This window comes from Breoghania sp. (genome assembly GCF_030066895.1).
In the GTDB taxonomy this organism is placed as follows: Bacteria; Pseudomonadota; Alphaproteobacteria; order Rhizobiales; family Stappiaceae; genus Breoghania.
In genome coordinates, this window is record NZ_JASJAV010000021.1 from 18,658 (window position 1) to 28,588 (window position 9,931).

General features: G+C 58.4%; 10 protein-coding genes, 1 tRNA gene and 2 pseudogenes. 4 read left to right on the forward strand and 9 right to left on the reverse strand.

The window, feature by feature from the left end; genetic code table 11:
- Positions 1-306 precede the first annotated feature (306 nt).
- Positions 307-381 (forward strand) — tRNA-Val (locus tag QNJ43_RS20125).
- A 259-nt stretch (positions 382-640) separates the two neighbouring features.
- On the opposite strand, the gene QNJ43_RS20130 is transcribed toward QNJ43_RS20125, so the two are convergent.
- From QNJ43_RS20130 to QNJ43_RS20145, 4 genes are all read right to left on the reverse strand, one after another.
- The gene (locus QNJ43_RS20130; protein ID WP_346433063.1) at positions 641-937 is read right to left on the reverse strand and encodes an autotransporter outer membrane beta-barrel domain-containing protein; all 297 of its coding nucleotides are present in this window, start codon (positions 935-937) and stop codon (positions 641-643) included.
- A gap of 51 nt (positions 938-988) precedes the next feature.
- On the reverse strand, positions 989-1,591 hold the full coding sequence (locus QNJ43_RS20135) for a hypothetical protein (protein WP_300472436.1): 603 nt from the start codon (positions 1,589-1,591) through the stop codon (positions 989-991).
- Complete coding sequence (locus QNJ43_RS20140; protein ID WP_300472439.1) at positions 1,507-3,402, reverse strand: hypothetical protein; 1,896 nt, start codon at positions 3,400-3,402, stop codon at positions 1,507-1,509. The genes QNJ43_RS20135 and QNJ43_RS20140 overlap by 85 nt, the downstream gene beginning before the upstream one ends.
- 332 nt (positions 3,403-3,734) lie before the next feature.
- Positions 3,735-3,977 (reverse strand): hypothetical protein, encoded by a 243-nt coding sequence (locus QNJ43_RS20145; protein ID WP_300472442.1) that lies wholly within the window; start codon positions 3,975-3,977, stop codon positions 3,735-3,737.
- A gap of 26 nt (positions 3,978-4,003) precedes the next feature.
- On the opposite strand from QNJ43_RS20145, the gene QNJ43_RS20150 reads away from it, so the two are divergent.
- Complete coding sequence (locus QNJ43_RS20150) at positions 4,004-4,402, forward strand: hypothetical protein (RefSeq protein WP_300472444.1); 399 nt, start codon at positions 4,004-4,006, stop codon at positions 4,400-4,402.
- A 6-nt stretch (positions 4,403-4,408) separates the two neighbouring features.
- On the opposite strand, the gene QNJ43_RS20155 is transcribed toward QNJ43_RS20150, so the two are convergent.
- From QNJ43_RS20155 to argC, 3 genes and pseudogenes are all read right to left on the reverse strand, one after another.
- The gene (locus QNJ43_RS20155) at positions 4,409-4,654 is read right to left on the reverse strand and encodes a D-Ala-D-Ala carboxypeptidase family metallohydrolase (protein ID WP_300472447.1); all 246 of its coding nucleotides are present in this window, start codon (positions 4,652-4,654) and stop codon (positions 4,409-4,411) included.
- Positions 4,655-5,047: 393 nt separating this feature from the next.
- Positions 5,048-5,653: pseudogene (leuD, locus tag QNJ43_RS20160) on the reverse strand (3-isopropylmalate dehydratase small subunit).
- Between the two features lie 97 nt (positions 5,654-5,750).
- The gene (argC, locus tag QNJ43_RS20165) at positions 5,751-6,692 is read right to left on the reverse strand and encodes an N-acetyl-gamma-glutamyl-phosphate reductase (protein WP_300472450.1); all 942 of its coding nucleotides are present in this window, start codon (positions 6,690-6,692) and stop codon (positions 5,751-5,753) included.
- Between the two features lie 609 nt (positions 6,693-7,301).
- Between argC and QNJ43_RS20170 the strand changes: the two genes are divergently transcribed.
- Positions 7,302-7,535, forward strand: coding sequence for a hypothetical protein (locus QNJ43_RS20170; RefSeq protein WP_300472452.1), 234 nt, complete (start codon positions 7,302-7,304; stop codon positions 7,533-7,535).
- A 537-nt stretch (positions 7,536-8,072) separates the two neighbouring features.
- Here the strand turns inward: QNJ43_RS20170 and QNJ43_RS20175 are convergent.
- Together QNJ43_RS20175 and QNJ43_RS20180 are read right to left on the reverse strand one after the other, a co-directional pair.
- Complete coding sequence (locus QNJ43_RS20175; protein WP_300472454.1) at positions 8,073-8,219, reverse strand: hypothetical protein; 147 nt, start codon at positions 8,217-8,219, stop codon at positions 8,073-8,075.
- Between the two features lie 117 nt (positions 8,220-8,336).
- A complete protein-coding gene (locus QNJ43_RS20180; RefSeq protein WP_300472456.1) occupies positions 8,337-8,612 on the reverse strand; it encodes a hypothetical protein in 276 nt (91 codons plus the stop codon).
- A 6-nt stretch (positions 8,613-8,618) separates the two neighbouring features.
- Between QNJ43_RS20180 and QNJ43_RS20185 the strand changes: the two are divergent.
- Positions 8,619-9,365, forward strand: a pseudogene (locus tag QNJ43_RS20185) (autotransporter outer membrane beta-barrel domain-containing protein).
- The last annotated feature ends 566 nt before the right edge of the window (positions 9,366-9,931 follow it).

Sequence of the window (9,931 nt, forward strand, 5' to 3'; positions counted from 1 at the left end):
TGGGAGACTCCATCACCGACATCAAGGCCGCACGCGCCGCGGGCATTCCCGTCATTGCGGTCGATTACGGCTACACGCCAGTGCCGGTGAGCGAACTCGGCCCCCGAGACCCGTGTCATTTCGTCGTTCAAGGAACTCCACGGCGCGCTGAACGGGCTGAGGGACAGCCTGCGCGCCTGAAAGATCCGCGATTTGCGCGAGCGGGAGTTATCCCACTTACCCCCAAGCGACACGAATTCCCCTCTTGCCTCGCGCGCGGATCTCCCATAGAATTGGCGGTGTACGGGCTCGCCGCAAACGGCGCGAGGGCGATTAGCTCAGCGGGAGAGCGTTCCGTTCACACCGGAAAGGTCACTGGTTCAATCCCAGTATCGCCCACCATTTACCTCCCTTGATTTCATCGGTTCTGCTTTCCGCCTTGCCGCGCGCGAGTGTGCGACGCCGACTTGTCGTTCGCGCCATGCGCATAAAGCAAAAGGCCTCCGCAGTGAGTGCGAAGGCCTTGATGCAGTTTTGATGAAACCAGTCGAACGCCAGCAGGCGTCCTAGAACTTGAAGGACACTGTCGCCTGGGCACCGTGCGACTGGCTGCCCTCGCTGAGGGTTCCCTCATAGGACACATCCAGAACCGCGCGTTCGTTCAGCGTGGCGCGGACACCGCCGACAGAGCTGCCTGATCGCGATCCAAGGCCGCGCCGTTGACCGTGAAGGTGCTAACGCCCGATGCAAACCGTATCATCGTCTCCGCATCCACATCCCCGAACGTGTGCTGCCACGCCGCGGAGCCCGTCAGCACGATCGGCGCGTTGATCATGGAACTCAGGTCCTGTTCGACACGCAGACCGACGCTGGTGATCGCCTGGGTCTCTGATCCTCGGCATTCACCGTCAGCGCCACGGATCCACCACTTTCCGTGAACCGGTCCGTCATCTGGTATAGACCAGCGCCTGGTTCACGAAGGGCTCAAAGCGCGTGCTCTTGAACTGCGTCAGATAACCGAGTTCGACGAAGCCCTGAGCGGTACGTGCCCAATAGTTCGGAACTGAGATCCTGGCTCAACGCCGAGATCGTGCGATCGGCGGACACGTCCTGCCACGCGTAGCTCGCGCCGAGACGCAAACCCAGAGCGCCGAACTGCTGGCCGCCATATGCGCCGATCTGATAGGTCGCGGCCTTGCTGCTCGCGTCCACGCCTTCCGCACACGTGTGCGTGTAGCCGTAGCCCGCATAGACACCGGCCCGCCAGCCCCCCGGCGATCTCCCGGTCGACACTGGCCAGGAAGCCTCCGCTGACACTCTGCTGACCGCTGGCACCGCTCGTCTCGTCGACCTTCGACCAACTGCCGTAGCCCTTGCCCCACATGACCGAACCGCCGGTTGCGGACACTTCCTTGTCCGCATCGTCGCCGTGGGTGCCGACCGTCGCCATTTCCATCGTGGTGACGTCGGAGAAGGCCGAGCGGATGTGCGAGGCGACGATGTTGCGGGGCGCCTGCGACGCGACCATCAAGGCCTCGGACGTCCCGGCATAGCTGTCGCCGGAAAGTTCCTCGAAAGCGCCGTCGACGTCGTCCTCATCGAGGAACAGCACGGCCTGGTAGAGGTCGCTGTCCTCATCCAGACTTCCCACCGCGTTCGCAGCCGATTTCGCATTGGTCTTGCCGGAAGACCTGCTCCCGAGAGGCTCGTGTCGTTGCGCGTCAACGCCACATAGACATCGTCCTCATCGTATTTGACCGACGCATTTAGATAGGCGAAGTCGTTCTCCACGGTGGTGAACGTTCCGGAGATACCGTCGCTGGTCGTCACTCCGGAGATGGACAGAGTCGCCCCGTCCTCGATGGTCACCGAGCCACCGGTGCTGGTGTTGCCGTCGCTGGTGCTGACAACGGAGAACAAATTGGAGCTGCCGTCGCTGTCCACATAGATTGTCAGCGTCGACCCGCTGACGAAGGTCAGATCGCTGCCGGAAACCGTGAGCCTCCCGACGCCGTCGTCACCCGGCGCGATGGTCGAGCCGGAACTCAGCATGACGCTGGACACCGTGCCGGTACCGGCAAGCGTGACGCCGTCGGAAACGGAGATCACGGTATTCAGGAACGAGTCGTTATGGACCTGCAGCGTGCCGCCATAGACGTTCGTGTCACCGTCATAGTCGGTGTAGTCGCCCGTCAGGCTGATCGTGCCGTTATAGACGTTGATCTCGCCGGAGCCCGTGAAGCCGGCGGCGAAGGTGTAGGCATCAGTATCCGTGATGTTGAACACCAACGAACCGGTGCCGTACCCGAAAGCGACGGTCGCGGCATCCAGCGTGCCGAAGGCGGCAGCGCCCTCGTCGGTCGCATTCTCGTCGTAGGCGCCGCCGATGATCAGCGTTCCCGTAGAGCCATTCAGCGCGGCGACCGTGACCGTACCTTCATAGCTGCCGTTGACCTCGGTGCCGACGTTGACCGTACCGCCGCCGGAAATCGTCAGCGTGCCGCCGACCGTGTCACCGTCGCCCGCGGAGTAGGTCCCGATATAGACGGTGGAGTCATTCACGCTCAAAGAAGACCCGACACCGTCGACCTTCAGCAAACCGGTCGCCGTGGCCCCGGTATAACCGTAGCCGACCAAAATGTCCAAGTTGGCCGTCACGGCGGCCCCGTCCAGCACCTCGAACGTGCCGTCGCCTTCATAGCCCACAAACAGGTCGCCGTTGAGCATGCCGGTTGTGCCGTCTCCCGTCAGTGTCAGGGTACCCGATGTGCCGGCCTCATAGGCCAGGACGATATAGTCTCCCGCCGTCAGGCTGGAGCCGCTCTCGATCGTCACCGTCCCGATATCGTCGCGCCATAGAGACCGATCATAGACGACCCGTTCACGGTGAGCGTGGACCCGTTCGACACCGTCACCACGCCGTTGCCCTCGCCGCTCGTGGAGGAACCGACCTGCAACTGCCCCTCCGAGGTTACGGTGTTCCGACCCATTGTCGATGGTCAGATAACCGGTCGAGCCTGAGGCATAGCCCAGCAACACATTATCAGCGGCATCAACGCTGGAGCCGCTATCGACGAGGAGATACCCGGTCGAGTCCTCCGCATAACCGATCCAGATCACGCCGTTGGCGTCGAAGTAGGCCCCGTCCTCGATCTTCAGCGTGCCGGTACTGTCTTCGTTGTACCCGATCTTGGTGAGACCGTTGGCAACCAGTGTCGAGCCATCCCCGGTGATCGTGATGTAGGACGATCCCGCCGTATAACCGATTGCAACGGCGGCCGACGCATTGCCGGTCAGAGTTGCTCCACCGGAGACGGTGATTGACTTCGGACCGGAGGTCGCGCCTGCCGTTGAGTTACCGTCCGCAGCAATTGTCGTCCGGCTTGGTGAGACAACTTCTACGTCATTGCCGTCAATGACCAAGTCACCGCCACCGAAATCCCCATCCCAGTTTTCGAAATAATCACATGTATCACCGTCGAGATCACCTGTCCAATATGTCCCTACAAGGGCGGGACTCAGGACGATCACTGATGATAATGTTGCTAAATTAATTAGATATCGCGTTCTTGGCATGGATTTACATCCTAGAAAGCTTGAGCATTGTCCTTGATGACACAACGGATCGTGACTCAAAGGAAAAATCGAATATTCAGTATTTTTATCGCCCTCATTTTCGTCACATTCAATCGATTTTTGGATCTTGAGAGTCGTTCTTACAGAATTTTCGCAAAGTTGTAATATCTGTCAGATTTTCAATATTTCTTACATTTTTTCTCTGAGTAAATATTGGTCTGATCATCAAAATTACCCCACCACGGAATACAACCTGTAAGTGATGTTTTTGATCTGTAAGTGATGTTTTTGATCGCACACCATTTCAGGTCAGTTCCACCCCCTCGTCCACTCTCGAAATTTCCGGTCATCTTCTGATTCCAGAGCGGCCATTCACCACCTTCCGGCGTTTGCACTGCACTGATACCGTCCGCAACGGTCAAATCGTCATGTGAAGCGTGAAAGTCCGATGCGCGCTGTCATCCTGCTTGCCTGCTGTCTTACAGCCCTGTCTCTCGCCCCCTCCCGGTCGGAGGCGCAGCAGGCGTTCTCATGTCCGTGGGGAACGGACGGCGCATGTCTCGATTTTGGGGACAAGGTTTGCGATCGCACCGCCAAGTGCGTCGATGAAGATGCGGTGTGCTTCAGTTCGAACACATGCAACTTCAGCGGCTTCGTCTGCAAGTCGGATCTGGACGAGGCCGTCAGGAAACATGACGATCTCGTCGACGAATACAACGACCTGCTGAACAATTACCGGGAGATGTCACGCAGGGCGGATACGCTGAGAGAGGATCTCATCGAAGTCGGCGACTGCCTTGCCACTGCGCAGACGCTGGACGATTTCAGGGAATGTCACGTGCCCTGAGGCCGCTCACCACGTGCGGCGGCGGCCGTTGTCGATGTGATAGTGGCTGCCCAGATAATACTTGTATCCGCCGACTTCACGCTGCGCCTTCAGGAAGTCGATGACCTGACGCGGATTGCCGCGGACCTTGAAATCGACCGCACGGCACGAGCGGTGCAGGAAATGCGGCGCGCCGCCCTTCCACCAGTTCTCAATCCACCAGCGCTTGGTCGAAGTCACCGTGACATGGCCGAAACACTCAGAGACGCGCACCACGACCCGCTTCAGCGAACCGGGAACGCACCATTTGGTGTCGTTCCAGGTGACATTGGACCGGTCGAGCCAGCCGAAACCGGGAATGGAAGAACACCCGCCAAAGCCCCGCGACGAGCGCGAAAGCCACGAACAGTGCGGGAATCCGCCTGGGATACGCCATTACAAAAACCCTTGCGGACAAACGAAGCCCCCGTGTCTGCGCCTTTCATACCCCCGGCGACTTTTCTCCGAAAACGCGCGAGGCGTCATCCGGAACCGCCGGAATGCCCGCACGGAACGGTTAAAACTTTAACGACAAGCATGTTTAACGCTTCACCATTACGCGCGACGCGTCCGGCGACTACGCAGGATCGCACCGCCCAGCAAAAAGCTTCTGCGATGGAGCCGGGCTTACACCCAGGGGCGAGCCTCTTCCATCTTGTGCTCGAAGGTCGCGATCGTACCCGCGCGCTGCATGGTCTAGCCGATATCGTCGAGGCCCTCCAGCAGGCAATGCTTCAGGTGCGGGTCGATGTCGAAGGCAAGCGTGCCGCCGTCCGAGCCCTTGATCTCCTGCGCTTCCAGATCGACGGTCAGCGTCGCGTTGGCGCCGCGCCCGGCATCTTCCATAAGCTTTTCAAGGTCTTACTCGGAAACCTTGATCGGCAGGATGCCGTTCTTGAAGCAGTTGTTGTAGAAGATGTCGGCGAACGAGGTGGAGATCACGCAGCGAATTCCGAAATCGAGGAGCGCCCAGGGGGCGTGCTCGCGCGAGGAACCTCAGCCGAAATTGTCGCCCTCCACCAAGATCTTGGCATTGCGATAGGCCGGCTTGTTGAGCACGAAATCCGGGTTCTCGGACCCGTCGTCATTGGTGCGCATCTCGTGGAAGAGAGCCGTACCCAGACCGGTGCGCTTGATCGTCTTCAGGAACTGCTTGAGAATGATCATATCGGTGTCGATATTGACCCAAGGCAGCGGTGCTGCGACGCCCGTCAAGGTGGTGAACTTTTCCATCTGATTCAGATACAGGCTTCAACTATTTGTATTTTCAAGAGTTTCTGTGAATGAACGACATCCGCTCACCCCGGTCCCGTCCGCTCCCGCAGCCAGGTCAGGCGGCCAGGCTTTCGGCCTGATCGCACCCAAGCAGCAGGTTTATGTTCTGCACGGCCGCACCCGAAGCGCCCTTGCCGAGATTGTCGTAGACGGCGACCAGCACCGCCTGACGGCGCGCATCGTTGCCGAAGACATGCAGTCGCATGCCGTTCGTGCCGTTGAAGGTGCGCGGGTCGAGCTCCGGAAGCTTGTCGACCTCGGCAAACTCCGCCACCTCGACGAAACCGCCCGGCTTGAACCAGTCGCGGATGGCGTCGTGGAACATCGCGACGGTGACATTGCCCGGCAGCGCAGAGAGCTGCAGCGGCACCATGGTCACCATGCCTTGCGCATAGTTGCCGACCGACGGCATGAAGACCGGGTCGATCGCCATCTTGGCATAGAGCTTCATCTCCGGCAGATGCTTGTGCGCGAATTTCAACCCGTAGGGCGCGAAAGACGCGGGATCGGCGTCGGCCTCATAGGCCTCGATCATCTTGCGCCCGCCTCCGGAATATCCGGATATGGCGCTGACGGAGAACGGATAGTCCGCCGGCACCAGCCCCGCTTCCACCAGCGGCCGCACCGTTGCGATCACGCCCTGGGGATAGCAGCCGGGATTGGCCACCCGCTTGGCGGCGGCAATCACGCCTTCCTGCTCGCCCGACATTTCCGCAAACCCGTAAGCCCAGGCCGGATCGGTCCGGTGAGCGGTGGAAGCGTCGATGACCCGGGTGGTGTCATTACCGATCAGCGAGACGGATTCGCGCGCGGCGTCGTCCGGCAGGCAAAGAATGGCGATGTCGGCGGCATTCAGCAGCTCGGCGCGCGCGGCTATCTCCTTGCGCCGTTCCGCCGGCACGGAGAGAAGCTCGATATCGCGGCGCGCCGCCAGGCGCTCGCGGATCTGGAGACCCGTCGTGCCGGCTTCGCCATCGATAAAGACCTTCGCGACCATCTCATTCTCTCCGGTTTCAGAACCTTGTGTCACCTCCGACCCGACACTCGTTTCCAAAGGCCAGCATATCTGTGCAAACAGTCGAGATACATGCAAAGGCGCGGATCGTCATCTTCCGCGGGCGGAAAAACGAACGCGGGCACCACGCACTATAACGCGTCCCGACGCCGCCCCTCCCCGTGCAGGAAACCTCCCGCCGGCTTGAAAACGCTCGCATCTGTCGCATTCAAGACGATACACAGTTAATCATCGTATCATCGCGGTTTCCAGCAAATGAATTGCTGAAATGTCAAATTTAACGATGATACATACGTGTTAGGCGCAAGGAAATCGCCATTCAGCTGCCTGCCAGGGGCGTAAATTTCAAATACGAATTTGCCTCACACGACCATGAGGTGTGGTTTCTTCGCTTCAATATTTATATACATCAAGTTCAATATGGAATTATCACATACTATATTATCAATATCATAGTGTTTACGAATTTATATCTAAAATAAAAATATAGGTTGTACGACCTATTCACCCTATTTGAATTCAATTCCGGCTATAAAAGTCTTATAAGTTGCATCGGCTCTACGCGCGCAACTGCACACTGACGGCTTTGGAATGACCGTATTCAAGTTAACCCGTTTTCTCTCGACGATTTTCAGTTCTGCAGAACCGACAAGACAGAACAAGGCGAACCTCGTCGTATGGCGCAGGAGTATCTGGCACAGCATCCGGCTCATGCCGACGTTGCTGCTTGCCATCGTGCTCGGCGCGCGCCCATCCCTCGCCGTCACAGCCCCCATTGAAGGCACCGTTGGAGAGTATCTTTTCTATTCCGACAGAATAATCTGATCGTATGTTGTTTGAAAGCACGAGCGGGTCCATACCGGGTCTCACGATCAATGTTTCAAGCATCTGTAATGTTATATTTTACTGCACGACAACGACCGCCGGCAGCTACTCAATAACAGTTGAATACGACGATCCTGATCTCGACTTAAAATTTAAGACTTACGAGTTTTCGATCGCCGAGGCAGATCTTGCCATCGACACCACAACCCTCGATAACGCGTCTGTCGGCACCGCCTACAGTGCCACGATCGCGACGTCGGGCGGAGACGCCACCTACACACCTTCTCCCTCGACAGCGGCACGCTCCCCCCACGGGTCTGAACCTCGGCAGTGACGGCACGCTCTCGGGAACGCCCACCGCGGTCGGAACCTATACCTTCACGATCAAGGTCACGGACGGGAGTGCGGATACCGCGACCCAAAGCTCCACGCTCACAGTGACACCCCGTCCATCGCCGTTTTCCCATCCTCCCTGCCGACGGCGATAAAGGGCGAGACCTATTCCGTCACCTTCGCCGCCTCGGGCGGCACCTCGCCCTACAGTTTCACGCTGATGGGAACGCTTCCCGACGGCCACACCTTCTCCGGCGCCACGCTTTCCGGCACGCCGACGACAACGGGCACATCCGCCCTCGCCCTGACGGTGACCGACGACGCCGGATCAACCGTAACGCTCAGCCTCAACCTTGTGGTCGCTCTTCTATCGGATCCGACCGAGGACGCGGAAGTGACGGAAATGGTCACGGCGCAAGCGGATACAGCGCGAAACTTCGCAAGCCAGCAGATATCGAACGTCAATGCTCACCTGCGTTCGCCCCACCACGGCGGGCCGCTCAAGAGCAGCTTGAGTGCGAGCATTTCCACCAACACGATACGCTTTAGATCTCCTCCGACCACAATCCCGGCGAGGCGGACACTCCCGGCCGGAGCGGCTTCGTTGCCACCCACGGAGAAGCGGCCGACGGCCCTTCCTTCGCCGATGCGTTCAACCAATTCAGCCAGGGCCGCCTGGCGCTGTGGAGCGGCGGGTCGATCGATATCGGCTCGAGCACTCTGTCGGGCGATGACAGCGACCATGTCTCCATGGCGATCACCGCCGGTCTCGACTACCGGCTGACCGACGCCCTGATTGCGAGCTTCGCACTTGGCGCCAATCGGGGACACACCGAGGTTTCCGACAATGGCACGACAGTCGATGGCACCGGCGGCACGGTCTCGGGATATGCCAGCTGGCAAGCGCTTCCCGACTTCTACCTCGACATGCTGGCCGGATACGGCTGGCTGAGTTTCGACAATGCCCGCTACGTGACCGCAACCGGTGACTTCGCCGACAGTACGCGCGACGGGCGACCATTCTACGCCTTCCTGCAGGCGCGACCTACGAACATGACCTGAACCGCGTGCGGCTTGCGCCCTATGCGCGGATCCAGGCATCGCGGGCCTGGCTCGACGATTATTCGGGAGACCGGAGGCGGCAGCTACAACCTCACCTACGAATCGCAGAATGTGGATTCCCTCGTCAGCGCCTTCGGCTTTCGGGTGGAGACGACCTATTCCAACGCGCGCGGCACCGTGAAGCCCCATGTCAGCCTCGAATACGACCATGAATTCGCCGATGCCAGCGACCTGACGCTGTCCTACCTGTCAACGACGACCGTCTACACCCTGAGCGAGGATGACGAGGCCCGCGACTACGGCACGATCGGTATCGGCACGGATCTCATTGCCGTCGGTGAGACCACCAGGCTGTCGCTCGACTACGCGCTGACGTTCGACGAAAACGGCATCCGCAACCAGCCCATCCGTTTCCGGCTCAGCCACGATTTCTGAGACAGAGAAACCACACACCCATTATTTTGGGACACGGGCTGCATATTCCGTGCGAACGACCACGTCTTCCGGTTGCAACCGCGGACTATCGGTTGTTTTCACGAATCTTCCCCTGAGTCCTCCGATTCCCCTCGAATACAATAGTATTTTTGTTGCCATGAAATGATTCTGGTTATCAACGTTATTCCTGTATTTTTCCAGTTATTTTCTGATTATTATTATAATTTATTATTTTTATTTATATTTTTTCCAATTACAACATTTATTTCTATATATTTTAACTTATTTAAATATTTTAAAATTGCCTTATACAGCAAATAACAAGCATTTCTGACATTATGAGTCTTACGAGAATTTTGCTCGCTCCCTTACAGATTATCGGGCTGAGGAAATGTCAGAATTTGGTCGTGCCATCACACGCAGATTGACGCGCGTCTGCACTCTTGTTCAGAGTGCGCTTGTTTCCCGCCCCACCTCAGCCGCAAAGACAACACTTCATCGAAGGTATCGAGGCGCGCCGGCCGCAGTGGCCATGGCGACAATTCTGGCAGTTCTACCGGCGGCGG

Coding starts and splice junctions, on each gene's coding strand:
- QNJ43_RS20150 (WP_300472444.1), top strand. CDS start 4,004: ATGCGCGCTGTCATCCTGCTTGCCTGCTGTCTTACAGCCCTGTCTCTC.
- argC (WP_300472450.1), bottom strand. CDS start 6,692: ATGGTCGCGAAGGTCTTTATCGATGGCGAAGCCGGCACGACGGGTCTC.
- QNJ43_RS20170 (WP_300472452.1), top strand. CDS start 7,302: ATGACCGTATTCAAGTTAACCCGTTTTCTCTCGACGATTTTCAGTTCT.
- QNJ43_RS20180 (WP_300472456.1), bottom strand. CDS start 8,612: ATGGTCGCTGTCATCGCCCGACAGAGTGCTCGAGCCGATATCGATCGA.